The following is a 25,758-nucleotide window of genomic DNA, read 5'->3' on the forward strand; positions in this document are numbered from 1 at the left end:
TGCGGTAATCCTCAATAAATGGCATGGATTTACACCATAAAAAAAGGGAAAAGCTATTGCTCTTCCCCTAAATATATACTATCAATAAACTTTCTAATTATTATCAGGCATTATGAACCAAAGAATAACATAAACCACCAGACCTGGAAATACGACACTAAATAGTGAGAGTAGTACAAAAGCAATCCGAACAAGACTAACGTCCCATCCAAAATACTCGGCAATACCTGCACATACGCCTGCAATCATCTTATCTGATGATCGTTTCATTCTCTTTGTCATAAGGTGCTTTTTATTGTTACAATTCAATCTAAGCTCACTTCGCTTAAATTTTACACGGCAAAATAATTATTCAAAATTAATCGTCAAACTCTTCGTCGTAAAGATCTTCCTGATTTTCTAACTCATCATTAAAGAAGGTTTCAGCCTCATCCATCAAATCTTCGATCAGATTTTGATCTTCAGGCGTTTTTTCTAACCAATGAATAGTTTGATTTGAGTTGAAATCCTCAACATCACATTCTACAATACACTTTGGAGAACGTGTGTGGATGATAAAAAGAGTATCAGGTAACTCTTGTGAATTGTCTGCTAATAAAAACTTTGGGAGCATAACTTTAATTTTAAATTACAGTGCAAATATAGGAAGAGATTGAGTTCCAAGCAACAAAATAGACTTAACTATTTACGATTACTATTTTTCCACTTTTTAAGCAAGCTTACTATCAATCAGAATCCTAATCCTTAGTTGCTTCATCATCATTCCCAATCACTGGGAAATCAACATCCACATCTACTTTAATTAGATAATTACACTCTTCTGTTATCAAATCGAAAGCGTAAAAACTCCTTCCAACTCCTAAATTGAATAATTTAACCATCTCTTCGTACCCAAGAGGGAATGTTTTTCGAACCAGATTCAATAGCTCTGGTTCCATTTTATTAAAACTAACAATTCTGTTTTTCTTTGCCATAATCGAATAATTTGATACGTCAAGTTTAAAACAAAACTGTGCTTTGCTTATTAAGCTATCCTTAAAATTACAGTAAGTTTTCCTTTGAATCTTTAAAATATATTCTTGTCAAAAAACAACATTAAAATAACACTCGCCCAAAACAAAAACACAATACACTCATAAAAAAACACTTACGCTCATTTATCAATCCCCCTCGCAAACGTTTATTCTAAATAAGAAAAAGACACGCGAGTCTTTTTTATTCTCTATTTGTTGGATTAGTCAAAATATCTGCCTAAACTTGTCATCGATAAACAGATCATTATATCCTTATTTAGCAATGAGCAAATTTCTTCAAAATAACAAAATGTCTTTGTGTATGTGTACAACATGTTGTATGTGTATGGACAGTTTTGTTATGCAAAAAGGATGAGCTTAAATTGATGAATTAGATATTAGAATATTCTCAAGAGCCTTTTTGCAACAGCAAAAAGGCTTTTTTTTTATTCGACAAAATGATCTCAACGACAGACTTAATCATATCAAGAATATTTTTTTCGCACAAGGATGAAAATAAATTCAAATCATACAAAGAACAGAATCAATGTAGCAATATGTTGTTGTATGTGTATGTTATGGAATCCACCCTAGCAGAATTCGTTATGTACCTAAATGAACATTACATATCGAGTCTTTCTGCAACGCAGAAGGACTTTTTTTATTCTTGTAAGTCGATTAAAATGAAGGAAAAAACATACCGAAGTGTACTAAAAACCATTTCGTGGAGAACGATTGGAACAATTGATACCATCTTAATCTCCTATTTAGTGATTGGAGATATGAAATGGGCCATGTCGATTGGTGGAGTTGAGTTGTTTACAAAAATGGGCCTCTATTTTATTCATGAACGAACATGGAATAAGATCGAATTAGGAAGAGAGAAAAAACATCCCATTGATTATCACATTTAAAAAGAGCAACCATGTCGAAACAGAAAAAACAATTTTTACCGATAGCCTTAGATATCACCAATAAAAAAATACTAATTATTGGAGGCGATGAAGATGCTTATAAAAAGCTTAAAATATTACAACGGAGCACAAATTTAATCGAGGTAATCGCTCCAAAAATCATTAACTGGATTAAAAATGCAGGTGTGATTTATCACGAGAAACAATACAGCAAGGAAGTGCTAAAAGATTATTTCCTGATATACAGCTGTGTTGAAGACCCTGCTTTTGTAAGACAATTAATAAGAGATGCTAAAGAAGCCGGCGTATTACTAAATGTTCACGATCAACCAGATTTTTGTGAATTTGTTTCTCCGGCTATTTACAAACAATCGAACATTAGCGTTGCTGTAAGTTCAAATGGTGAAGATGTTTACGAATCGATTCGTGTTCGGAATCAACTGAAAGATTACTTCGAAAATTACCAGCTTCAAAAACAACTAATTGCTAACTAACAAAGGCTTAATATTTTCTATAACTGAAAGAACATGGGAAAAGAATTTAAAATCAATCAAGAACAATTATCTCAGCTAAATCAGCTGATTCAAAATTTATCTGCCGAGCAATTGGTTTGGGTAAATGGATACCTATCAGGGATTATCAATGGAAAACCGAATGCTGTTGATGTTCCGGTAATTTCGAGTCAAAAATCTTCTGAAAGCATCACTATTTTATTTGGCACACATAGCGGACATAGCAAGGAGATAGCCATGGATCTTCACGATAAAATTTTGGCACTGGGCTTCGATGCTAAGATACAAGGCCTTGACTTTTACCAGAAAAATGATTTGAAAAAGGAAAAATACCTTTTCCTGATCGTAAGTACACATGGTGAAGGTGAAGCTCCGATTCAGGCAGAAGAATTATACGAGTATGTGCATGGCACAAGAGCTCCAAAACTGCCAGACACCAAATATGCTGTACTTGCTTTGGGTGACAAAACCTACAAGAATTATTGCCAGACAGGCATTGATTTCGACCAGACTTTCAGCAAATTAGGAGCTAAAGCGATTATCCCTGTTCAAACCAGTGATGTTGCCTACGAAGAAGTCGCTGAACAATGGATCGAAAAAGTGATTGGTGAATTGAAGAACTTAGTACCCGAACTTACTGCTTCAACCCTATCTGCCAGCACTGCGATTACAAAGAAGAAATTCAATCGATCAAACCCATACTATGCTGAAGTATTGGAAAAAGTGAGAATTACCACCTCCGATTCTGAAAAGGAAATCTACCATGTTGAAATCTCATTGGAAGATTCGGGCATAGAATATAAAGCGGGCGACAGCATTGGTATTCTTCCCAACAATCCTATCGATTTGGTAGACTTGCTCATTGACAAGTTGGAAGACGATCCGGAACGAATTGTTACCCTTGGAGAGAAAGAAATCAGTTTATTTCGGGCTTTACAAAACAAGCTGGAGTTAACCGTTTTGAACCGCGAAGTTCTTGAAAAGTACAAGGCCATAACTCAAAATAAGGATCTTGAATTGCTGCTGAATAATGAAGATGAATTGGAAGCATATCTTTACGGAGCTGATGCCTATGACTTATTGGAAGATTACCCGGGAGAAATTACCAGCGATCAATTTATATCTATTCTTCGGGTTTTATATGCACGCCTCTACTCGATCTCCTCGGGTCCGAGTTCAAACCCCGAAGAAGTTCACATTACCATTGCCTCGGTTCGATACAATCGCAAAAAACGTGACAGAAACGGAGCTTGTTCCTCTTACATCACCGATGAAATTAATGCAGGCGACCATTTGCCCATTTACATCGATAAAAATGAATCTTTCCGTTTACCGGATGACGAAAGCAAACCACTAATAATGGTGGGTGCAGGAACCGGAGTGGCTCCTTACCGAAGCTTTTTGCAAGAACGGGAACAAAATAGCGCAAAAGGGAAAAACTGGTTGTTCTTTGGAAATCAACGACTCAAAAAAGACTTTTTATATCAGCTTGAATGGCAAAGATTCCTCAAGAAAGGAACTCTGCAGAAATTAGATGTTGCCTTTTCAAGAGATCAGGAAGAAAAAACCTACGTGCAGCATCGACTGAAGGAAAATGGGAAAGAAGTATTTCAATGGCTCGAAAACGGTGCTCATTTTTACATCTGCGGAGACAAAAAACACATGGCCAAAGATGTGCAAACAAGCTTGCTGGAAATCATTCAGAACGAAGGTGGAATAACTCCTGAAAAAGCGGAGGAATATCTAAAGAATCTGAAAAGAGAAAAGCGGTTCCTGCTTGATGTCTACTAAAAAATCATCCAAACGCTGACAGGTCTTACGACGCTGTCAGGTTTTAAACAAAACCAACTATGTCAGATAATATCAACTGGGCAGAATTGTCCGAAGTCGAAAAAATAAAAAGCGAGAGCAACTATTTGCGCGGAACATTGGAGGCCAGTCTTGCTGACCCAATTACAGGAGCCATTGCCCTCGATGATCGTCAGGTCTCTAAGTTTCATGGCATTTACCAACAATTCGATCGGGATAATGAACGGGAAAGAAGAAAAACCAAACTGGAACCCGATTATTCCTTTTTGATTCGGGTGCGAGTGCCAGGTGGAGTTGTGAACGCGAAGCAATGGCTGCAAATCGATCAAATTTCAGATGAATATGCCAATGGTACCATCAAATTAACCACCAAACAGGCATTCCAGTTTCACGGTGTGTTGAAGGGAGACCTGAAGCCAAGTATTCAATCCATAAACAAGGCATTGCTCGATACCATTGCCGCTTGTGGTGATGTAAACAGAAATGTGATGGCCAGTCCTCATCCGTATGCATCGGAAGTTTTCGATCAGGTTCAGGAATTAGCGGGTAAAGTGAGCGATCATTTAACGCCAAGAACTCCGGCATATTACGAAATCTGGCTCGACCAAAAGAAGGTGGCGGCAGGAAGTGCCGGCGAAGTAGAACCTTTGTACGGACCGGTTTATTTGCCTCGAAAGTTCAAAATTGGATTTACCACTCCCCCTTTTAACGATACGGATATTTTCACTCAGGATTTGGGATTTATTGCCATTGAAAACAATGGTGTGCTGGAAGGATTCAATATTGCGGTAGGCGGTGGAATGGGAACCACTTTTGGCGATGCTGAAACTTATCCCCGTTTAGGCAATGTTCTGGGTTTTATCTCGGTTGAGAACACTGTAGATGTTGCGGAAAAAGTGGTGCTCTTGCAAAAGGAGCTGGGGAATCGAAAAGTGAGAAAGAATGCCCGTTTAAAATACACCATCGACAGAATTGGAGTTGATGCATTTAAGGAACTCCTGAATGAGAAGCTTGGTTATTCATTAGAGCCGGAAAGAAGCTATGCATTAGTACGCAACGGCGATAAATTCGGATGGCAAAAAGCCAAAGATGGCCTTTGGTATCTGGGCTTATTCATTGAAGGCGGACGAGTAAAAGATGTTGATCAGGTAAAAATAAAATCGGCCCTGCAGGAAATTGCAAGCCTAAACATTTCTGATTTTCGCCTGACAGGAAATCAAAACCTGATTCTGGGGAAGATTGAGGAAGAGAACAAGGCTAAAATCAATCAGATTCTGAAAAAGCACCACCTTTTACCTCAGGCTATTTCGGGAATAAGAGCCAACTCGATTGCCTGTGTTGCGCTAAACACATGTAGTTTGGCTTTTGCCGAAGCAGAAAGATACCTTCCCTCATTAATCGATAAAATTGAAGAAGGCTTGCAAGAGTTTGGTTTGTTTAAAGATGAAATTGTAATTAGAATGACTGGGTGTGCCAATGGATGTGGAAGACCTTACGTAGCAGAAATCGCATTCATCGGAAAAGCTCCGGGAAGATATAATTTCTATCTGGGTGGTGATTTTAAAGGAACACGTTTGAATAACCTCTATCGCGAAAATGTGGACGAGCAAGAGATTCTGAAAGATCTTCGACCCATTTTGAAAGATTATTCTGAAAACAGAACCAAAGGAGAAGAATTTGGCGATTTCGTGATCCGTAAACAATACGTTGCTGAAATAGTGAATCCTAAGGATTTTAAGCATTAAGAAGGTCTTGAAGGTCGAAAGTCGAAAGTCAAAAAGTCGAAAAGTCTTGAAACCCCTATCCCGAAAGCCTTCGGGACCCCTAAAGGGGACTTTGATTTACAGCTCTTGGTTTTAGTCTATTAATTTAGACACATCTCTTTATTTCAACAATTTAATGGTACTCTCTTTAATTTATGCAATGACTAAAAATCCCCTTCAGGGGTCCCGAAGGCTTTCGGGATAGGGGTAAGAAAAGTCAAAATAGAGAACAATTTAATCGTCACAACAGCCGGGTTATTCACAAAGAAACAAAAAGGAGAGCCATAAATCTTAGTGATCCTTTGTGCTGTGCTTCGAGTCCTTTGTGGTTAAAAAATATAAGTATATGAAAAACGGAAAAATATGGATTGTTGGTGCCGGACCTGGTGCTGCCGATCTGCTCACAATAAAAGCCTTACGAAGCATTCAGAATGCGGATGTAATTTTATACGATGCCTTAATTACCGATGAAGTGCGTGCTCTGTTTCCCAACAAAGCAATTCTTATTGATGTAGGAAAACGTTCGGGCGATGGTAAAAATCCGGTAACCAGACAAGAATATATTCACGACCAAATGCTGATGTATTACTTACTAGGCAGTGAGGTAGTGAGATTGAAATCGGGCGACCCGATGGTTTATGGCAGAGGTGTTGAGGAGATTCGTTTCTTGTTGGAAACCGGTTTGGAATTCGAATTAATCCCCGGAATTAGTGCTGCTATGGCTGCTTCCAACGAGTTTTGGATTCCGCTTACCGAACGAGGCAAATCATCAGGAATACATTTTCATTCGGCCGTAAAAGTGGGTGGTAAAAAAAGTGCTCTAAACGAAATTATTCGCGAAATTGAGAACGACGATACCGTTGTAATCTATATGGGGCTGGAGCATTTAAAGGGGATGGCTGACGAACTTCATCGAAGATTGTCTAAAGAAACCAACATCAATGTAATCTCGAAGGTGAGCTATAAAGACAGCGATGTGATAAGCGGGAACACAAAGTTTTTCAGTAAAATAAAGAACCACGAACTGCCGGCTTCACCAGCGGTAATTGTATTGGGAAACCATACCCAAATTCCGAGAAAATCCGAATCAAGTGAAAAAGGAAAAGTGGCCATCTCAACAAGAATTAAAAGTTTTGCAAGACAGGCATTTTTGAACCTGTTTTAATTGATCCGTTGAAAACATTTAGGCTTCACGAATAAAATCTATGCAACGCTACAATCAATTTCATCGTCTTTATTCCGAAACAGAAAAAGCAGAAAACCATATGGATTTCTGCTTTTTTTATTTAAGCTGTAACTTAATTATTACTCACAGCGTCTTATATACTGATTAACATTTTCACTTAAAACACAATACAAATGAAAAAATTTATTCAAAAGGCCTCCCTTCTAATTGTAGGTCTTACTTTCCTGTTGGCAGGAAATACAAATGCTCAATTCTGGGGCGAAAAAGGGAATGGTAATGTTCAAACACAAGATCGTGAAATTGGAGCTTTCACTGCAATATCTGCAAGTATGGGTCTTAATGTATATGTACTTCAGGGCGATAAGGAATCGGTAAGTGTTGAAGCAGACGAAAACCTGATGGAATACATTGTTACCAAAGTAAAAGGAAACGAGCTGGTTCTTAAGGTAGATGGTACTATTCGCAAGGCCACTAAAATGGATGTTTATGTAACCCTGGTAAATGTTACTGAAATTCACGTTTCAAGCGGTGCCGATTTCGAAACCAGAGACATGATAAACGCAGATAAATTAGATATTTCGGTAAGCAGTGGTGCTGATGCCAAAATGGAATTAAACGCAAAAGAATTAAGTTGCACTGTCAGCTCTGGTGCTAATGCGACCCTTAGTGGAAAAGCTGATTATTTTGCTGGAAAAGCAAGCAGTGGCAGCGATTTAAGAGCAAAACAACTAATCGCAAAAATCTGTAAAGCGAAAGCTTCCAGTGGCGGTGACGTTACTGTTTATGCTGAAGAAGAAATTGAGGCTCACGCCAGTTCTGGTGGAGATGTTAGCTACTATGGCAATCCTACAAAAGTAAACGTAAGTGACTCAAGCGGTGGAGATGTTAATCGTCGTTAGAGCTACAAAGAGGCATTCCCGAAAAGGAATGCCTCTTTTAATTCTTAGGACTTATTGAGATAGGAAATCGTTTTCTTTCTACCACAGAGAGCACAGAGGTGCACAGAGGTAATTGCATCCGTGGTTTAAATTTCCTTTCGTATTATTTCTTATTTTTCTTCTCTTCAACCTGTTTCAGATAGTCACCCAATCCTTCAAAAGGCATGTGAGTTTTAGGAACACCCAATTTTGCTGAAGGATCGTTCGCCATCAAATCAACTTTACCCAAACACTTTGGACAACTTACTGTCTTGTGATTGGTGATCTCTAATATATTTACAATGATTTCGCACTTGCAATGCGGACAATCAACTATTACTTCATGATCGTTAAATTCCATACTTTCTTAATTTTAAGTCTTGCTTGACAAAAGTATTGGAAAAATTGGAATATTCCTCCTATCCAATAGGTGAAAAAAATCCCGTTTCAGCATGCAAAAAGTCCGGGAGCTTCTTCTTTTATCTAGTTCAAAGCCTCCCCCATAACGGGATGCTCTGCTTTCATTGATTTCAGACCTTCCCCTGTTCGGGAAAGCTGTCTTTTTTTGATTTCAAGCTTTCCCCTCTTCGGGAAGGGTGTCTTTTTTTGATTTCAGCCCTTCCCCTCTTCGGGAAGGGTGTCTTTTTTTGATTTCAGCCCTTCCCCTGTTCGGGAAGGGTGTCTTTTTTTGATTTCAGACCTTCCCCTGTTCGGGAAGGGTCTCTTTTTCTGATTTCAAACTTTCCCCTGTTCGGGAAGGGTCTCTTTTTCTGATTTCAAACTTTCCCCTGTTCGGGAAGGGTCTCTTTTTTTGATTTCAAGCTTTCCCCAACACGGGAAAGCCCTTTTTTTTCTGGCTGAAGTTTTACCCAATACGGGAAAGGTCATTTATTTTCGGCTGAAACTTTCCCAAATCATAATTTCAATCAGGCTGAAGGCCTGACACATCGGAACTTGGAGCATGGCCCCGAGGAAAGAATATTGGTTGGTATTAGTTGCACAAGGCCCGCATCGGTGGGTTAAGGATTGAAATGGAAACCCCACAGCGAGGAACGAGAGAGGAGTTGGAATGGAAAGCCTGACCCGAAGGGGAACCCCCAAATAATTATCTGCAATAAAAATCCCCCGAATTATTCATTCGAGGGACAAGTCATTTTTATTTTAAATCGGCATTACTGCTCGCAATCTTTCATGGATAGTTGAATGCGTTTTCGGGCCACATCGACCTCGGTTACCTTCACGTTTACGTGCTGATGCAACTGAACCACATCGGCCGGGTTGGACACAAATCGATTGGCCAGTTGAGAGATATGAACCAAACCATCCTGCTTCACACCAACATCTACAAAGGCGCCAAAATTGGTGATATTGGTCACAATACCGGGCAATTCCATGCCCACTTCCAGCTGCTCTACCTTGTAAATTCCTTCCTTAAACTGGAACACTTTGATGATGGTTCGCGGATCGCGGCCCGGCTTTTCCAGTTCATCAATAATATCTTTAAGGGTAGGCAATCCTACCTCATCGCTCACATATTTATTCAGATCGATTTGCTTACGCAATTCCTTATCGGCAATTAAATCGGCCACCGAACATTTTAGGTCTTTCGCCATTTGCTTGACAATGCCATAAGATTCGGGATGCACGGCTGAGTTATCCAGCGGATTATCGGAATTGGGAATTCGAAGGAAACCGGCACATTGCTCGAATGCCTTTGCGCCCATTCGTTTCACTTTGGAGATCTCTTTACGAGTATTGAAAGGGCCGTTTTCGGCACGATAATCGACAATATTCTGAGCCAACTGTGGCCCCAACCCCGAAACATAATTCAGCAAGTGTTTGCTCGCAGTATTCAAATTAACACCCACCTTGTTTACACAAGATTCGACGACCTGATCGAGGCTTTGTTGCAGTAAATTCTGATCGACATCGTGCTGATACTGCCCAACACCTATGGATTTGGCTTCAATTTTCACCAACTCGGCCAAGGGATCCATTAAGCGGCGGCCAATGGAAATCGCACCGCGTACGGTAACATCATATTCGGGAAACTCTTCGCGGGCCACTTTCGACGCTGAGTAAATGGAAGCTCCCGCCTCACTTACCACAAAAACCTGCAGCTTGCGATCGTAATGAAGGTTGGTCACAAACTTCTCAGTCTCTCTGCTCGCAGTTCCGTTTCCGATGGCAATGGCCTGAATGTTATAAGCCTCCACCAAATGAGTCAGCTTTTTAGCCGCCATACTGCCCTGATTTTGCGGCGGATGCGGATAAATAGTTTCGTTGTGCAGCATATTCCCCTGAGCATCCAAACAAACCAGTTTGCAACCACTTCGGTATCCCGGATCTAAAGCCAAAACCCGTTTTTGGCCCAGCGGAGATGACAGAAGCAACTGTCTCAGGTTTTCTGAAAACACCCGAATGGCTTCCTTATCAGCCGCTTCTTTGGAACTGTTCGCAAATTCAGTTTCCAGTGACGATCCCAACAATCTTTTATAGGCATCTTTTACCGCAAGTTCAACTTGTTGTGAAGCGGCAGTATTTCCTTTCACAAAAATACGATCCAGACGATCCAATACTTCCTCCTCATCGGGGGCAATGCTCACACGCAAAACGCCTTCGCCCTCGCCTCTTCGCAATGCCAGTATTCTATGAGAAGCAGCACGTTTCAAAGGCTCTTCCGACTCAAAATAGTCTTTGAATTTCTCGCCTTGCTCCTCTTTTCCTTTTACCACTTTGGAGCGGATTACCGCCTGACGCTGAAATATACTGCGGACCGAATTTCGGGCCACTTCATTCTCATTCACCCATTCGGCAATAATATCGCGCGCGCCTTGCAGTGCTTCCGAGGTGTTTGGCACTTCATCAGACAAAAACTCTGCAGCACGAGCTTCAACATCACGTTCCTCCTGCTTCATCAGGATTTTCGCCAATGGCTCAAGTCCTTTATCCCTGGCTTTTACGGCTTTGGTTTTCCGCTTTAGCTTGTAGGGCAAATAGATATCTTCCAACTTATTTAGCTCTCCACAACCCATAATGCGTTGCTTCAATTCATCGGTCAGCTTGTCCTGTTTCTCAATGGAATCAAGTATGCTGTCGCGACGCTTATCCAGCTCCGTTAGGCGGCCAATTTCATCTTTAATATCGCCGATTTGAACTTCATCCAAACTGCCGGTCATCTCCTTTCTGTATCGGGAAATAAATGGCAGAGTAGCCCCTTCGCTTAGAAGTTGCAAGGTGTTTTCGACCTGAAAAGCCTGCAACTGCAAGCTTTTCTTAATGTGATCTACGTATTTTCGTGTCATGTTATTTTGATAATAAGACTGTACTTTTTAGCTGTTATTTTTCATGTATCGCTCACATTCATTCACCGAACGCTCAACACAATCTTCTAACGAAAGTCCGTTAAAATAATTGCCAGTCAAATAAATTCCAGTTTCTTCAATCAGGCTTTGGATGTCCTGAATTCTTTTCCCGTGTCCCAAGTCGAGCACAGGCAATCGATGATTGGCGACAATTGTTTCGCCCAAATCAGATTCATCAACACTTAGCATTTTAGCCATTAAAGCTTCCTGCTCCCTTTTCGGGATATTGTTTTCTTCGAAATGGAATGCAAATCCTCTCGATTCATCATGCTCCATCACATCCCTTGTTACCATCGAAAGGCATGTGCCTTGCAAAGGAATAATAAAGGAAACCGGATCGAACGCCAATTTTTCCTTTGGCAGAACAACGGTTCTTGATAAAATATTTTTGGTGGTATATTCTTTCAGCTTCGAAGACAATTCGGAGTTGATGCCGGCCAATAAATTTCCGGCAACCGATGGAGTGACTGCAAAGGCAATATCTTTGGCGGTAAATTTTTCTCCTGATTCTGTTGTAACGCTCACTTGATTCTCTTTTTGAACGTCAACAACTTTCTGCCCTGTAAGAACAGTTATATTTTCAGTTTCGGTCAATGCATTCATAAAACTTTGCATTCCCTTTTTCAGGATAAAGCTTTTAGGATGCTCCTTGCTTTTTGTTTTTCTTCGTTTCAGAAAGAATTCTGCAGAAAAGGCATCTGCATTTTGAACTATTACGGCACTAAACATGCGGCTAAAAACCTTGTCGTAATTCTTTTTGCCAACAATATTCCCAAAGTATTCTTTTACCGTTTTTCCGTCACGCTTCGAGAAAAACAGCTTTGGCCCTGATGTCAGCAATTCCCATTTACTAACCCGCGACATGATTTTCTCATGTTTATCGGTGAAAACTTTCATGCCCACCTTGGCTCTTGGCTCAATGCTTGGCTCCAAACCTGAAGACTGAATCAGACCAATCAGGTTTGTGTAAGAAGCGTAAAAGGTATGTGCTCCCATTTCAACCCAAAAATCATTTTTATCATGATAATGGGTATTTAAACAACCGCCAATTCGATTATCACCTTCTAATACCAGTACTTGTTTCCCTTTTTGGGCAACTTGATAGGCGAGGCTTAGTCCGCTAATGCCGGCGCCTACCACAATCATGTCGTATACTTTAGTGTGGGTCATGATTTGGGTTTGTTTGGGTTAGTTTGGCTTTATTTCTTTTTGAAAGATCTCTTCTTTCCTCCACCGCTATAAGTCTTTGGATTGTAAACCGGAGCCTCTCCCAACTCTTCGGGTACGGGAATTTTATAAACTTCAGACTCTATAAGTTCTTCAATTTTCTTAAAATCACTCTGATCTTTCGGAGTTATTAAGGTAATCGCAACACCTTCGGTTTCCGCTCTGGCTGTTCGTCCAACTCTATGCACATAATCCTCAGCATCGTGGGGTACATCAAAATTAATCACCAAGTCGATTGAATCGATATCAATTCCCCGGGCAATAATATCGGTAGCCACCAAAATCTGATACTTGCGGTTTTTGAAATCCCGAAGAACATCTTCACGCTCTTTTTGTTCCAAATCGGATTGAATTCCTGCCGCTTTAAATTTATTCCTTATTAGCTCTTTGGTAATTGCTTTTACATTCAGCTTGGTGGCAGAGAAAATAATAACACTTTTGATGTCTTTGCCTTTCAACAAATGATTTATCAAAGGAATTTTTTGCTCAGGATAAAGCATATATGCCGCCTGCAAAACACCTGCTGCCGGCTTCGACATGGCAATATTGATACTTTCAGGCTCATTCATCATGGTATTCGCAAGCTCGCGAATTTTGGATGGCATGGTAGCCGAAAACATTAGATTCTGGCGTTCTTTTGGCAAATAATTTATGATTTGCATTAAATCGTCAAAGAATCCCATATCCAGCATTCTATCCGCCTCATCTAAAATTAAATGCTTTAATTTCGTTGTGTTTACATACCCCAAACTCAAATGAGAGATCATTCGTCCGGGAGTGGCAATTACGATATCTGCACCTTCCATTAATCCCCGTTTCTGCTGATCCCAAACCGAGGAATCTCCGCCTCCATAAACAGAAAGTGATGTGATCGATACAAAATAGCCAAAACCCTCCATTTGCTGATCAATTTGCATGGCCAGTTCACGGGTCGGCACTAAAATTAAAGTACTGAAACCATCAATTTTATTTTTTTGTATTTTATCCATTATTGGCAACAAATAGGCTGCGGTTTTCCCGGTGCCTGTTTGTGCACAACAAATTAAATCCTTATTGGCGATGATTTGCGGTATAGCAAGTTCCTGAACTGGAGAAGGAGTTTCAAACCCCATGGAATCAAGTCCATCCATTAATTCAGGCGTAAAGTTAAATTCAGAAAATTTCAATTTTTTTCGATTTACTTATTCGTGACTGGGTTCTCTACACTGAAAACCAACTATATATCAAGCGACAGGGAAGATACAAAAAAGTGAAATCTCTTCACCAATTCCCGTGTAAAAATATCTATGCTACTCTACATATAATACCAATCCTTTCAGGTATTCTCCCTCGGGATGGTAAATATTAACAGGATGATCAGCCGGTTGTGTTAACTGGTGAAGAATGCGTACGGTTCTTCCTGCAGTGGCAGCCGCCTCAAAAATGGCTTTGCGAAAATCTTCTCTACTAACCGCCTGCGAACAAGAGAAAGTAAACATGATACCACCACTTTTGATCTTTTCAAATCCTATTGTATTTAATCGTCGGTATCCCTTCAAAGCATTCGCTAACACCTTTTTGTGTTTCGCAAAAGCTGGTGGATCCAAAACGATCAAGTCATATTTCCCTCCTGATTTATCAAGATATTTAAATGCATCTTCTGAAAAAGCTTCATGTCGGGTATCTCCCGGGAAATTTAATTCAACATTTTCTTTTGTGATCTCAATGGCTCGTGCCGAACTATCTACCGAATGCACTAAATCGGCGCCACCACGCATGGCATAAAACGAAAATCCACCGGTATAGCAAAACATATTTAGTACCGAACGTCCCTTTGCATATTGCTCGAAAAGATTTCTGTTCTCACGCTGATCGATAAAAAAGCCTGTTTTTTGTCCTTTTAACCAATCAACATTAAATTTCAATCCATTTTCTAAAGCAACAAACGAATCTACCTCTCCATACAAATATTCATTTTTAGGTTCAATTCCTGATTTAAAAGGGATTGTTCCTTCCGATTTATCGTAAACAGCTTTTAAATCATCACCTAGAACGGCTAATAATGCGTTGGTAATATCTTCGCGATGCAAATACATACCTACCGAATGACATTGAATGACAGCAGTTCCTGCATAAAAGTCAATAATCAGTCCTGATAATCCATCTCCTTCGCCATGAACCAAACGAAAAACATTATTGTTGGCAGTTCCATACAAGCCAATCGCTTTTCGCACTTTACAGGCCGATTCGAATTTACTCACCCAAAAATCAAGATTGATTTCGGTTTCCTCAAAGGAAATAATTCTCACCACGATAGATCCGATGGCAATATGCCCGATCCCTAAAAACTCTTCATTTGCCGAATAAACAGCAACCAAATCACCTTCTTCCAAGCCTTCGTCTACTCTACTTACGGCTCCTGAAAATATCCAGGGATGAAATCGTTTAATAGAATATTCTCTCCCTTGCTTAAGGATCACTTTTGGGTAATTTATCATTTTGGAAATTTCTTTTTCTGATTGAATGGAGACAAATCTGATCGGGAAAAGTTTCCCTATCGACCAGCCCCTTAACTTTAATTACTCAAATTCAACGACTTTAAAAGCGTACTGCGGTATAATTCGTTCACTAAAACGTTACTTCTTACTTAATTGAAGTTTTTAGCTTTTCAAATATTTTCAACGACACCCATGCATCAGTAGCTGCGTATTTCAACTGTCCGACACTCAACTCTTCTGCTTCCCAGTTGGAAACTTGCTGACGCTTCGAAATTCTGAAATTAAGAACAATAGCAGAAAGCTTTTTCAATGAAAAACTCTCGATCCCAAATTTCAAGACATACTCTTGCAATTCAAGAAAGCCATTGGCGTCAAAATCATTTAATTTTTGCAAACCTCTGATGTCATCTTTGATAGCTGCACCCACCTTTATGATTTGCGGATCAGCAAGAAGATCCATTAATTGAACCGGCAATCCGATTTTATTGATCCTGAAAAGGAAAGTTTTAGAATTTGCCGCTAATTGTAGCAAGGCAACATCATTCACTCTTCCCTTTTTAAACGAAGGACGTGTTTCTGTATCGAATCCCAAAATTGGAAATTTTTTCAAATAATGAACCGCTTCGTCCAGTTCCATGTCTTGATCGACCAAAACAATTTCCCCATCAAAAGCCTGTAATGGCAATTCGTTTACTTCTTCGCTTGTAATTGATTTCTGAAATGGTAACATTTAGTACTCCTTTTCTATGGAAAACATGAATTTATTTTCCTGATCTACTGATCGTCTTCTCCCCACTCTCTTTTCCTCTGCGAAAAAATTGAGTTACTTAAATCGATATTCTCTGATTTTGAGTCATTAGAATCGTCTATCTCTTCATCGAGATTTTCGTTTTTGGCCACTAAACTATGGATAAATCGCAATGAATTTACCAAGTTTTGTCCCCAGTGTTGATAAAAACTATTGTTTAAATCCCACAATGCTTCGTTCATCACATCCATTGTACCAATTCGATACGAGGTAAGGAAATCCTTTAAATCCTGATAAATATCGGCAAAATTTTCTGAAACCGAAATAATAACAGGAGTTTCGCTATACTCCATATCGTCTTCAAAAACTTCAAGATACTGATCGTGAGCTCCCATTTTACTCTGAACAGAAGAATGAATAAACGCCCAATCTGATTCAGAAACAAATTTCTCAATTTCTTCCTCTAAGTCTGTTTCATTTTTAGGTAACAAACATGCCTTTAGATAAAGGAGTGGCAATAATTTCTGAGATTTTTCAATAAATTCAATCTTTGATACCTTAGCACAGGTTTCCAACATCGAACAAAACTCATTTGCAATTGTTACAAACTCAATAACATTTTTTGAATAAACAATATGGTCAAACTGATCTTTCATTTTCTATTTAATACGATAAGAATGCAAAAATAACAAGATTTTACGAATATAATGGCAGAATAGCAAGATACTACTGCTTACAAAAGAATAAAAGAAGGTATTATAAGGATATCCAACGAACCCTATTCCCATCTAAAGACTCCATCTCCTCATTGTCTTTTAAAAAACGAATTACCTCCAGCACATTTTCTTCGGAATGTTTCGACTTTTTAATAATCTCATCCACACTTACATCCTCTTTGCCTAAAACACTGGTGATTTCTGTGTGAATCTCATCAAACTCCGCCTTGCTTAGCCCCATCTTTTCGGCCTCTTTGCAAATATCACATTGCCCGCATACCGGAGCATGTCCTTGTCCAAAATATTCCAACAAAAATTTCGACCGGCATATTGTACTCGTTTCGGCGTAATTAATTACCGAATTAATTTTTTGAGTTAAATTTTCTTTTCTGTCCTGATAAACTTCCTTAGATAATTTTATAAAACTAAGAGGCAATCGTTCCTGAGTATAAATAATGAATGGAGTCTTTTTTCTGGGAATGTACTGAATCACTTTGTATTTAGATAGTTCTTTCAAATACTTACTAATTACTTCCTTCGATATTTTGGTCCGTTTGGCTAACAAATCGATGTTTACAGGCACAAAATCGGTAAATAAACCAGTAAAAGATCTGAGAAGAATCTTAATAAACACATCGAAATCTTTATTCGAGACTTGAAATTTATACAATTCATCTCTTTGAATTCGGAAATGAATTCTTGATTCGTGTTCCAAATCATCCGTTATTTCGATATAACCGGCTCTTTGAAGAATTTTCAAACTATTAAAAGCTTGTAATACATTAAATTTGAAGTTGTGACAAAACAAGCCCAGATCGAAATCAAAAACCGCATCTTTTCCTGCGCCCTCGGCAACTTGCAAAAAGTTACCCAGCGATTGATACACTTTTGTTACGGTGTCTTTTTCGGGAAAGGATGTTGAAATCCGCTTCAACAATTGGACTCTATCAGGCTTTGAATAAAGCAAAACAGCAAAAGCCTTTTCCCCATCTCTGCCTGCGCGACCAGCCTCTTGAAAATAGGCTTCCAAAGAATCGGGCAAATCCATATGCACCACAGTTCGCACATCCGCTTTATCAATTCCCATTCCGAAAGCATTGGTTGCAACCATCACCTGCACAACACCACTTTTCCATCTGTTCTGACGAAAATCCTTCACCTCATTTTGTAAACCGGCATGATAGAATTCCGCTCTAATATTATTTGTTTTTAGAAACTCGGCCAACTCCTTGCATTTCTTTCTACTTCGAACATACACAACAGAACTGCCACCTTGCTTGCTAAATATTTTTAACAGATACCTCTTTTTATCTTCGACTTCACGAACCAGATAAATTAAATTCTTTCGCTCGAAACTTTTGCGAAAAACATTCTTCTCCTTAAATTCCAGCCTTTCCTGAATATCATCAACCACCTCGGGAGTTGCGGTGGCAGTTAAAGCAAGTATTGGCACGCCCGGAAGTAACTCCCGCAAGTTTGTAATTTTCAGATAAGCAGGTCGAAAGTCATACCCCCACTGCGATATACAATGCGATTCATCAACTGCTATCAAACAAACATTCATTTGCTGTAATTTCATCTGAAACAGATCCGAACGAATTCGCTCTGGCGAGATATACAGAAACTTTATATTAGCGAATAAACATTTATCAAGAATAATTTCAATTTCCTTACTCGATAAACCAGAATAAAGAAGTTCGGCCTTAATGCCTTTAGCCTTTAGATTTTGTACCTGGTCTTTCATCAAGGCAACCAAAGGAGAGACAACAATGCATATCCCTTCCATTGCCAAAGCAGGAATCTGAAAAGTTAGAGACTTTCCTCCTCCTGTCGGCATCAATCCAAGAGTATCCTTTCCATCAGCAACAGATTTAATAATATCATCCTGCAATGGTCGGAACTCTGCATATCCCCAATATTTTTTCAGAATCTCTTTAAAACGATCCATTGAACTGAATTACAACTAATTTGAATTAAAAAAACATGATTACACAAGACAAAAAACAAATTTAAAATAGTAACTTCTAATTTGAATCAACTAATTAACACTTTTTAGAATTTAGAACAATCCTGTTCCACTATTTTTTTTGTAATTTTGCATGCAATTAAGATCTAAAACTATTGCAGAATGTCATTTGTATCTGGTAAAATTATTTCAGAAGGCCTTACTTTGGATGATGTACTTTGAGTTCCTGCATACTCGGAAGTATTAGTTAGAGCTAAAAGAACGTTTTATGAAGTAATCTGTCAATTAGTTGGAGGACTACGAGCTGATATTTCATAGTAGCCTGTTTTGAACAACTTACTATTTTTTTTGAGATTCAGTGATCACATTTAATCTGCTAAATGAAAAGAGTTCTATTATATCTATCAATAATGTTATTTTGCCAATTGGCAAGCTTTGGACAATCAAGTCCAACGGATACTCTTTTCACAATAAATAATACAGCGTACTCTTCTCAAGAGTTCAGTAAACTTTATCAGGATAACATACTTGCAAGGCGAAATAATCTTTCAATAGAAGAGGCTTTGGATCTTTACATTCTTTTCCATCTGAAATTAAGAGAAGCAAAAAGAACAAGGATAGATACACTACCGGAAGTAAAAAATGAATTGCAAATTAACAAGGATATTGCTCTTAACGCATTCCTTTACCCAACAATAGTCACCGAAGAAAAAATTCAGGAAGCTTTCAAACGGATCCAATATTTTCTAAAAGCCAGACATATTTTAGTAAAAACAAATAAACGGTCCACCCCTCAGGACACACTTGCTGCCTTTAAGGAGGCTCAGGATATTTACCAAGATCTTTTAAAAGGAAAATCGTTTGAAAAGATAGCGCGCCATCAATCTGATGATCAGTCTGTAAAAGCAAACCATGGAGAATTAGGATATTTTACCGCTTTCGACATGGATTACAAATTTGAATCAGCAGCTTACAAATTAAAGATTGGAGAATTTTCACCCCCCATAAGAACACAGTTTGGATACCACATTATTCAAATTCTAGAAAAAATACCAAATCCGGGAAAAATAAAAATCAGATACATCCTTCTCGAGTATCAAGCTGGAAATAAATCGAGACCAAAACATAAAATTGATTCCCTTTACTCATTGCTTATAAAGGGTGCTGATTTTGCCCAATTAGCTAGAAAGCACTCTACAGATAAAAGATCGGCTCAATCAGGTGGAATTCTTCCGTGGTTTGGCCTTTTTGAAACACATCCTAAAATTGAGAAAATAGCTTTTCAGCTAAAGGAAATCAACGAAATTTCAAAACCAATTGAAACTGAATTCGGCTATCATATCTTACAATTAATCGACAAAAAAGACTACTCTTCATTAGATCATTGCAGAAAAGAAATTCAACAGCTAATCGCGAGAGATAATCGGTCAAAAATAAGTACCGCTCAACTTATATCTAAAATAAAAAAAGACTATCAGTTTAAAGAAAACAAAGAACTTCTTTCTAATTTTCATTCCATTTTAGATTATGCCTATGCTGATTTGTGGGATCCGTTATTTACAATAGATGGAGAGAAATATACTCAGGAAGATTTTGCCGATTATCTTGGACAGCAAGCGTCAAAAGATATTTATGAGAATTTTATAGAATACATCAACCGAATTTACGATAATTTCTCAAACAATAGTATCTTAGCCTTCTACAAAAAAAAGTTGCTCGAGACCAATAATGATCTCGTAAATTTGATTCGGAATTATGAAAACAGGATCTTCGTTTCTTACATTACAAAACAAAATATTTTGTTACCTGCAAAAAACGACAGTACAAGCTTATTTGAATTCTTTCAGAATCAAAGAAATAGATATAATGAGAATAGTAATTTCGAAAGCATTAAAAAGCAAGTAGCTTCTGATTATAAAAAGTATTTAAAAGAGACCTGGGAAAATCAATTGCGTAAAAATTATAAAATTGAAATTTCACAATCGACATTAAACAAAATTGTTCAACATTAAAATGACTAAATATTCCTTACTATTACTACTTCTTGTGTTTTTTTATTCCTGTAATCAGAATAAAGCAAAGGATGACAAACCTGTTGCAAAAGTAAACGACAAGATTCTATATTTGAGTACCGTTAGAGACTTTATACAAAATGGCACAAAGAAAGAGGACAGTCTTCTTATTGCTGAAAATTATACGCGTCAGTGGATCAAGAAACAACTAATTATTTCAAAAGCGGAACTTAATTTAACCGAAGAAGACAAGGATGTTAGCAGAATGGTAGAAGATTACAGATCATCGCTTATTATTCACAAATACCAGCAACAGTTAATCGAGCAAAAAATTGACACTCTTATCAGTCAATTCGAAATTGAGAACTATTACAAAGATTACTCTGCCAATTTTATTTTAAACAGAAATATTATTAAGGCTTTATATATTAAAGTACCAATACCTGTTCCCAACCTAAAGAAGCTCCAAAAGCTTTATAAATCAGAAAAAGAAGACGATTGGAATGAATTAGAGGATTACTGTTTTCAGAATGCCACAAAATTTGATAATTTTAGCGATCATTGGATTTACGCTCAGGAAATACTGAATAAACTTCCGGGCAACATAAGCAATGAAGACAGATTTCTGAGATATACAAAGCATTATGAAACAAGTGACTCCACACATCATTACTTTATAAAGATTGATGAAGTAGAATTTAAAAACAATCTTGCTCCCTTACCTTTTGTTCGGGAAGACATTAAAAAAATATTATTAAACAAACGTAAAATTCAGTTCATTAAAAATTTGGAAGAAAACATATATAGAGATGCAGAATCCAAGAACAAATTCAAAATTTATTAAACCATAAAATATGCATAACATTTTCAAAAAATTCAATACTCTTTTAGCCTTGATTTTAATTGGTGTTTTTTCAGCCAATGCTCAGGACAATATGGTAGATAAGGTAATTGCTGTCGTTGGGAATCAAGTGGTTCTAAAATCGGATGTTGAAAACAGATTTTTAAGCTTCCAGGCTCAGGGATACACATCGGGCAGCGTTGATTTAAAGACTGAAATATTTGAAGACCTTTTGATTCAACAACTAATGATTGCCCAAGCACAAGTTGATAGTATCGAGGTAACAGAACAGGAAGTTGAAGATCAACTGGAACGTAAGATGGATATGTATATTCAACGTATTGGATCCAAGGAAAAACTAGAACAATATTTCAATAAAAGCATTATTGATATGAAAAACGATCTTCGTGATGATACCCGCGATGAACGTATTAAAGAAAAAATGCAGGCTGAAATCACAAAAAACATTCACATTACTCCTGCTGAAATCAGAGCATTTCACAAGACGATTCCTCAGGATAGCTTACCAACGATTCCAGGAGAACTTCAAATTCAACAAATTGTAAAATACCCGAAAATATCTGAGAATGAGAAAGACAGAATCAGAAACAAGTTAAGAGAATACCGTGAAAGAGTCTTAAGTGGAGATAGCTTTGCTACTTTAGCTGTACTATATTCCGAAGATCCAGGAAGTGCGCAAAAAGGAGGAGAACTAGGTTATATGCCTAGAGCTAATTTAGTTCCTGAATTTGCAAATGTTGCTTTTAATTTAAAAACCGACAAAGTTTCGAAAATTGTTGAAACCGAATTTGGATTTCATATTATTCAGCTAATAGATAGAAAAGGGGAACGCATTAATGTTCGACATATTCTTCTAAAACCTCAAATTGAAACTGAAAAAAGAACTGCATCAATAACTAAATTGGATAGTATTGCCGATTTAATTCGTGAAGATAAAATGGATTTTACTCAGGCTGCCTATTTTTTCTCTGATGATGAAGACACTAGAAATAATGGAGGATTACTTGTAAACCCTTATACCGGCACTTCAAAATTCGAAAGAGATAATCTTCCTCCTGCTGTAGCTAAAGTAACAAACGATCTAAAATTAAATGAAATATCTTCCGCTTTTCTCGATGTTACAGGAGGCAAAGATGCTTACAAAGTGATTAAAATTAAATCGGAGACAAAAGCGCATAAGGCCAATTTAACTGATGATTGGAGTATATTTGAAAATATGCTGACAAGTCAAAAGCAACAAGAAATCCTAAACAAATGGATCGTGGAGAAACAAGACAAGACCTACGTTCACGTTGACGACTCCTTTAAAAATGCTAAATTCCGATTCAAAGGCTGGATAAAGTAAATAAAATACCAATATTATTCTCAGACACAGCCTATGCTGTGTCTGATTTATTAACGGCAATATTAAATAATGAATCCTATGAATTTTACCACTGAAGTAGAAGCCGCAAATGCCCTGCAAGCAGATTACCAAAAACTAACTGCTGAAATCAGAAAAAAAATATATGGTCAGGATGAAATTATCAAAAAAGTATTAATATCCATTTTCAGCAATGGACATTGCTTACTTGTTGGCGTCCCTGGCTTAGCCAAAACCTTGCTGGTGAACACAATATCTCAGGTGCTGGATTTAAATTATCAAAGAATTCAGTTCACTCCCGATTTAATGCCTTCGGATATAATTGGAACTGAAATATTGAATAACGAAAGAAAATTCACTTTCATTAAAGGCCCTTTGTTTGCAAACATCCTTCTTGCTGATGAAATTAACAGGACTCCTCCTAAGACTCAATCAGCACTTTTGGAAGCTATGCAGGAACAAATGGTGACGGTAAACGGAAAATCTTATCAGATTAAAAAACCGTTTTTCGTGCTTGCGACCCAAAATCCAATCGAACAGGAAGGAACCTATCCACTTCCTGAAGCTCAACTGGATCGATTCATGTTTAGCATCTATCTTGATTATCCAAAAATTGAAGACGAACTGGCAATTGTAGAAAATACGACTTCTGGCAAAGAAATTGTACTTGATAAAATAATGTCGGCAGATCAGATACTGTATTATCAGAAATTGATTCAGAAAGTTCCAATTAATAGAAACGTATTGGAATATGCAGTACATTTAGCCGCCAAAACAAGACCAAACACAGAGCATTCTCATAAAATGGCGAATGAGTACGTAAACTGGGGAGCTGGACCAAGAGCATCGCAATATTTAGTGATAGGCGCTAAAACCAATGCCTTGCTATCCGGGAAATATTCTCCGGATATTGAGGATGTTAAGGAAGTTGCTGTGTCAATTCTTCGACACAGAATCATAAAGAATTACAAAGCTGAGGCTGAAGGAATCAGCATCGAAGATATTATACAAGAATTATTAAAGTAAAACGAAATGATTAGCACTGCTAACCGATACATATCTATACTACTCACAAGCATTATTTGCTTGTATAACCTTTCGGCATCTGCTCAAAAAAAATCAAAAGTAGATATCAAAAACTCAGACGTGGTTCAGTTTGTCAGAAACTCGGATCCGACTTTGAATAAATTCCTAGGCAATGTTTTTATTGTACATGGTGATATTAAAATGTATTGCGATAGTGCCTATCAATATGATAAAACAAACACGCTGGAAGCGTTTGGTAAGGTTCATATTATTAACGCCGACACCGTTCATATATATGGAGATTACCTAAAATATTATGGAAATACAAAATATGCTGAATTAAGAAATAACGTGAAACTGAAAAACAAATCGGTTACTGTTACTACACAATTTCTTGATTTTGACATGACCGAAAGTGTTGGATATTATTTTAACGGTGGTAAAATTGTCGATGCTGATAATATCTTAACCAGTGTTGTCGGAAGGTACTACACGAAGCAAGAAATGCTTTTTTTCAAGGATAGCGTTAAAGCTGTAACTACTGATTATACTTTATATTCGGATACACTAAAATACAACACGGTAAGCAAGGTTGCCTTTATTTTGGGTCCAACTAAAATTGTTGGAGAAAAGGAAACCCTGTATTCAGAAGATGGATGGTACAATACAGAATCAAATATCTCCCAGTTTTTTAAAAATACAAGGCTCGACACTAAATCGTATCAAATAAAAGGTGATAGTATTTATTTGGACAGGAACAATGAACTGGCACGTATCTTTGATAATGTAGAATTGCGCGACACCGCAAACAATTTGATATTAAAGGGCAATTTTCTTGAAACTTTTAAGAACAACGAAGAAGCGCTTATGACTGATTCAGCAGTCTTTATTCAGTATACCGAAGGCGATTCTCTCTTTCTTCATTCCGACACTCTTAAAATTGATAAAGACACAGCTCACTTTGAACGTATCAAGGCTTTTCATCATGTAAAATTTTATCGCACAGACATGCAGGGGATTTGTGATTCCTTGGTTTATACCATGCAGGATTCTACCATCAGATTATTCAACGATCCTGTTATTTGGGCACAAGGAAATCAAATGGTGGCTGATACAATTGGTATTGAAACTCAAAATGAAGCAATTCGTTACCTGCATTTTAGAGGTTCGTCCTTTTTAACAGCAAAAGAAGATACGACCTTTTACAATCAGATTAAAGGTAAAAACATGCTAGGACATGTTAAAGACAATAAGCTATACAAGCTTGATATCAAAGGAAATGGAGAGACTCTATACTATCCTGAAGACAAAGGGATAATTATGGGGATGAATATTGCTAAAAGCAGCAACATCAGTATTCTTATCGAGAATAATAAAATCGATAAAATCATCTTTCTAAAAAAGCCTGATGGCAATATGCATCCATTATTTAAAATAGATGAAAAAATGAAATTCCTTAAAGACTTTCAATGGTTGGAAGAATATCAACCTAAATCAAAGGAAGAAATATTTATTTGGAAAGAATACATCCCAATTAGAGAATTAAATGCTTCGCCAAAAAAACTAATAAAAAAGCCAATAAAAAAAGGGACTTTATAAAAAGTCCCTTTTTTTAATATTCATCTTCGTTAAATAGAAAATCTCCTTTGCTTGGATAATCAGGCCAAATATCTTCAATACTTTCAAAAATTTCACCTTCTTCTTCTATTTCCTGTAAGTTTTCAATCACTTCTAACGGAGCTCCAGAACGAATTCCATAATCAATTAACTCGTCTTTAGATGCAGGCCAAGGTGCATCTTCTAATTTAGTGGCTAATTCTAGTGTCCAGTACATATATTCAATGTTTTTTTTGTTTTTTTATATCCTTTTTATATTCTGCGA

The 25,758-nt window shown here is 37.6% G+C and carries 23 protein-coding genes; 11 read left to right on the forward strand and 12 right to left on the reverse strand.

Features of this window, described 5'->3' with window-relative positions; translation table 11 throughout:
• Positions 1–93: 93 nt before the first annotated feature.
• The 3 genes from ALGA_RS03995 to ALGA_RS04005 form a co-directional block, all read right to left on the reverse strand.
• Positions 94–282, reverse strand: a complete 189-nt coding sequence (locus tag ALGA_RS03995) for a PspC domain-containing protein (RefSeq protein WP_096428105.1) — start codon at positions 280–282, stop codon at positions 94–96.
• Between the two features lie 76 nt (positions 283–358).
• Positions 359–613, reverse strand: a complete 255-nt coding sequence (locus ALGA_RS04000; RefSeq protein WP_096428106.1) for a hypothetical protein — start codon at positions 611–613, stop codon at positions 359–361.
• A gap of 124 nt (positions 614–737) precedes the next feature.
• On the reverse strand, positions 738–974 hold the full coding sequence (locus ALGA_RS04005; protein ID WP_096428107.1) for a hypothetical protein: 237 nt from the start codon (positions 972–974) through the stop codon (positions 738–740).
• A gap of 722 nt (positions 975–1,696) precedes the next feature.
• Here ALGA_RS04005 and ALGA_RS04010 point away from each other — a divergent pair.
• From ALGA_RS04010 to ALGA_RS04035, 6 genes are all read left to right on the forward strand, one after another.
• The gene (locus tag ALGA_RS04010; protein WP_096433394.1) at positions 1,697–1,927 is read left to right on the forward strand and encodes a DUF2061 domain-containing protein; all 231 of its coding nucleotides are present in this window, start codon (positions 1,697–1,699) and stop codon (positions 1,925–1,927) included.
• An 11-nt stretch (positions 1,928–1,938) separates the two neighbouring features.
• A complete protein-coding gene (locus tag ALGA_RS04015; protein WP_096428108.1) occupies positions 1,939–2,421 on the forward strand; it encodes a precorrin-2 dehydrogenase/sirohydrochlorin ferrochelatase family protein in 483 nt (160 codons plus the stop codon).
• Between the two features lie 33 nt (positions 2,422–2,454).
• Positions 2,455–4,230, forward strand: coding sequence for an assimilatory sulfite reductase (NADPH) flavoprotein subunit (locus ALGA_RS04020; protein WP_096428109.1), 1,776 nt, complete (start codon positions 2,455–2,457; stop codon positions 4,228–4,230).
• Positions 4,231–4,289: 59 nt separating this feature from the next.
• Positions 4,290–5,993 (forward strand): NADPH-dependent assimilatory sulfite reductase hemoprotein subunit, encoded by a 1,704-nt coding sequence (locus ALGA_RS04025; protein WP_096428110.1) that lies wholly within the window; start codon positions 4,290–4,292, stop codon positions 5,991–5,993.
• A gap of 364 nt (positions 5,994–6,357) precedes the next feature.
• Positions 6,358–7,176 (forward strand): uroporphyrinogen-III C-methyltransferase, encoded by an 819-nt coding sequence (gene cobA / locus ALGA_RS04030; protein ID WP_096428111.1) that lies wholly within the window; start codon positions 6,358–6,360, stop codon positions 7,174–7,176.
• 194 nt (positions 7,177–7,370) lie between these two features.
• Positions 7,371–8,096 (forward strand): head GIN domain-containing protein, encoded by a 726-nt coding sequence (locus tag ALGA_RS04035; RefSeq protein WP_096428112.1) that lies wholly within the window; start codon positions 7,371–7,373, stop codon positions 8,094–8,096.
• A gap of 142 nt (positions 8,097–8,238) precedes the next feature.
• On the opposite strand, the gene ALGA_RS04040 is transcribed toward ALGA_RS04035, so the two are convergent.
• The 8 genes from ALGA_RS04040 to ALGA_RS04075 form a co-directional block, all read right to left on the reverse strand.
• Positions 8,239–8,475 (reverse strand): hypothetical protein, encoded by a 237-nt coding sequence (locus ALGA_RS04040; protein WP_096428113.1) that lies wholly within the window; start codon positions 8,473–8,475, stop codon positions 8,239–8,241.
• Positions 8,476–9,286: 811 nt separating this feature from the next.
• On the reverse strand, positions 9,287–11,419 hold the full coding sequence (locus ALGA_RS04045; protein WP_096428114.1) for a Tex family protein: 2,133 nt from the start codon (positions 11,417–11,419) through the stop codon (positions 9,287–9,289).
• Positions 11,420–11,446: 27 nt separating this feature from the next.
• The gene (locus ALGA_RS04050) at positions 11,447–12,649 is read right to left on the reverse strand and encodes a protoporphyrinogen/coproporphyrinogen oxidase (RefSeq protein WP_096428115.1); all 1,203 of its coding nucleotides are present in this window, start codon (positions 12,647–12,649) and stop codon (positions 11,447–11,449) included.
• 29 nt (positions 12,650–12,678) lie between these two features.
• Positions 12,679–13,872 carry a DEAD/DEAH box helicase gene (locus ALGA_RS04055; RefSeq protein WP_096428116.1) on the reverse strand — a complete coding sequence of 398 codons (1,194 nt, stop codon included), beginning with the start codon at positions 13,870–13,872 and terminating at the stop codon, positions 12,679–12,681.
• 123 nt (positions 13,873–13,995) lie between these two features.
• Positions 13,996–15,183 carry a class I SAM-dependent rRNA methyltransferase gene (locus ALGA_RS04060; RefSeq protein WP_231706051.1) on the reverse strand — a complete coding sequence of 396 codons (1,188 nt, stop codon included), beginning with the start codon at positions 15,181–15,183 and terminating at the stop codon, positions 13,996–13,998.
• A gap of 145 nt (positions 15,184–15,328) precedes the next feature.
• Positions 15,329–15,913, reverse strand: a complete 585-nt coding sequence (locus ALGA_RS04065) for a 3'-5' exonuclease (RefSeq protein ID WP_096428117.1) — start codon at positions 15,911–15,913, stop codon at positions 15,329–15,331.
• A 44-nt stretch (positions 15,914–15,957) separates the two neighbouring features.
• The gene (locus ALGA_RS04070) at positions 15,958–16,587 is read right to left on the reverse strand and encodes a DUF5063 domain-containing protein (RefSeq protein ID WP_096428118.1); all 630 of its coding nucleotides are present in this window, start codon (positions 16,585–16,587) and stop codon (positions 15,958–15,960) included.
• A 100-nt stretch (positions 16,588–16,687) separates the two neighbouring features.
• The gene (locus tag ALGA_RS04075) at positions 16,688–18,595 is read right to left on the reverse strand and encodes a RecQ family ATP-dependent DNA helicase (RefSeq protein WP_096428119.1); all 1,908 of its coding nucleotides are present in this window, start codon (positions 18,593–18,595) and stop codon (positions 16,688–16,690) included.
• Positions 18,596–18,993: 398 nt separating this feature from the next.
• On the opposite strand from ALGA_RS04075, the gene ALGA_RS04080 reads away from it, so the two are divergent.
• The 5 genes from ALGA_RS04080 to ALGA_RS04100 all read left to right on the forward strand — a co-directional run bounded on the left by ALGA_RS04080 (position 18,994) and on the right by ALGA_RS04100 (position 25,475).
• Positions 18,994–20,625 (forward strand): peptidylprolyl isomerase, encoded by a 1,632-nt coding sequence (locus ALGA_RS04080; protein WP_096428120.1) that lies wholly within the window; start codon positions 18,994–18,996, stop codon positions 20,623–20,625.
• A gap of 1 nt (position 20,626) precedes the next feature.
• Complete coding sequence (locus ALGA_RS04085) at positions 20,627–21,469, forward strand: hypothetical protein (protein WP_096428121.1); 843 nt, start codon at positions 20,627–20,629, stop codon at positions 21,467–21,469.
• A gap of 10 nt (positions 21,470–21,479) precedes the next feature.
• On the forward strand, positions 21,480–22,832 hold the full coding sequence (locus ALGA_RS04090; protein ID WP_096428122.1) for a peptidylprolyl isomerase: 1,353 nt from the start codon (positions 21,480–21,482) through the stop codon (positions 22,830–22,832).
• A 78-nt stretch (positions 22,833–22,910) separates the two neighbouring features.
• The gene (locus tag ALGA_RS04095; protein WP_096433398.1) at positions 22,911–23,876 is read left to right on the forward strand and encodes an AAA family ATPase; all 966 of its coding nucleotides are present in this window, start codon (positions 22,911–22,913) and stop codon (positions 23,874–23,876) included.
• Between the two features lie 6 nt (positions 23,877–23,882).
• Entirely contained in the window at positions 23,883–25,475 is a 1,593-nt protein-coding gene (locus ALGA_RS04100; protein WP_096428123.1) for an OstA-like protein, read from the forward strand.
• A 13-nt stretch (positions 25,476–25,488) separates the two neighbouring features.
• On the opposite strand, the gene ALGA_RS04105 is transcribed toward ALGA_RS04100, so the two are convergent.
• The gene (locus ALGA_RS04105) at positions 25,489–25,710 is read right to left on the reverse strand and encodes a DUF2795 domain-containing protein (protein WP_096428124.1); all 222 of its coding nucleotides are present in this window, start codon (positions 25,708–25,710) and stop codon (positions 25,489–25,491) included.
• Between the last annotated feature and the right edge of the window lie 48 nt (positions 25,711–25,758).

It is taken from the genome of Labilibaculum antarcticum (genome assembly GCF_002356295.1).
GTDB classification, from domain to species: Bacteria; Bacteroidota; Bacteroidia; order Bacteroidales; family Marinifilaceae; genus Labilibaculum; species Labilibaculum antarcticum.

Coding starts and splice junctions, on each gene's coding strand:
- ALGA_RS03995 (WP_096428105.1), bottom strand. CDS start 282: ATGACAAAGAGAATGAAACGATCATCAGATAAGATGATTGCAGGCGTA.
- ALGA_RS04000 (WP_096428106.1), bottom strand. CDS start 613: ATGCTCCCAAAGTTTTTATTAGCAGACAATTCACAAGAGTTACCTGAT.
- ALGA_RS04005 (WP_096428107.1), bottom strand. CDS start 974: ATGGCAAAGAAAAACAGAATTGTTAGTTTTAATAAAATGGAACCAGAG.
- ALGA_RS04010 (WP_096433394.1), top strand. CDS start 1,697: ATGAAGGAAAAAACATACCGAAGTGTACTAAAAACCATTTCGTGGAGA.
- ALGA_RS04015 (WP_096428108.1), top strand. CDS start 1,939: ATGTCGAAACAGAAAAAACAATTTTTACCGATAGCCTTAGATATCACC.
- ALGA_RS04020 (WP_096428109.1), top strand. CDS start 2,455: ATGGGAAAAGAATTTAAAATCAATCAAGAACAATTATCTCAGCTAAAT.
- ALGA_RS04025 (WP_096428110.1), top strand. CDS start 4,290: ATGTCAGATAATATCAACTGGGCAGAATTGTCCGAAGTCGAAAAAATA.
- cobA (WP_096428111.1), top strand. CDS start 6,358: ATGAAAAACGGAAAAATATGGATTGTTGGTGCCGGACCTGGTGCTGCC.
- ALGA_RS04035 (WP_096428112.1), top strand. CDS start 7,371: ATGAAAAAATTTATTCAAAAGGCCTCCCTTCTAATTGTAGGTCTTACT.
- ALGA_RS04040 (WP_096428113.1), bottom strand. CDS start 8,475: ATGGAATTTAACGATCATGAAGTAATAGTTGATTGTCCGCATTGCAAG.
- ALGA_RS04045 (WP_096428114.1), bottom strand. CDS start 11,419: ATGACACGAAAATACGTAGATCACATTAAGAAAAGCTTGCAGTTGCAG.
- ALGA_RS04050 (WP_096428115.1), bottom strand. CDS start 12,649: ATGACCCACACTAAAGTATACGACATGATTGTGGTAGGCGCCGGCATT.
- ALGA_RS04060 (WP_231706051.1), bottom strand. CDS start 15,183: ATGATAAATTACCCAAAAGTGATCCTTAAGCAAGGGAGAGAATATTCT.
- ALGA_RS04065 (WP_096428117.1), bottom strand. CDS start 15,913: ATGTTACCATTTCAGAAATCAATTACAAGCGAAGAAGTAAACGAATTG.
- ALGA_RS04070 (WP_096428118.1), bottom strand. CDS start 16,587: ATGAAAGATCAGTTTGACCATATTGTTTATTCAAAAAATGTTATTGAG.
- ALGA_RS04075 (WP_096428119.1), bottom strand. CDS start 18,595: ATGGATCGTTTTAAAGAGATTCTGAAAAAATATTGGGGATATGCAGAG.
- ALGA_RS04080 (WP_096428120.1), top strand. CDS start 18,994: ATGAAAAGAGTTCTATTATATCTATCAATAATGTTATTTTGCCAATTG.
- ALGA_RS04085 (WP_096428121.1), top strand. CDS start 20,627: ATGACTAAATATTCCTTACTATTACTACTTCTTGTGTTTTTTTATTCC.
- ALGA_RS04090 (WP_096428122.1), top strand. CDS start 21,480: ATGCATAACATTTTCAAAAAATTCAATACTCTTTTAGCCTTGATTTTA.
- ALGA_RS04095 (WP_096433398.1), top strand. CDS start 22,911: ATGAATTTTACCACTGAAGTAGAAGCCGCAAATGCCCTGCAAGCAGAT.
- ALGA_RS04100 (WP_096428123.1), top strand. CDS start 23,883: ATGATTAGCACTGCTAACCGATACATATCTATACTACTCACAAGCATT.
- ALGA_RS04105 (WP_096428124.1), bottom strand. CDS start 25,710: ATGTACTGGACACTAGAATTAGCCACTAAATTAGAAGATGCACCTTGG.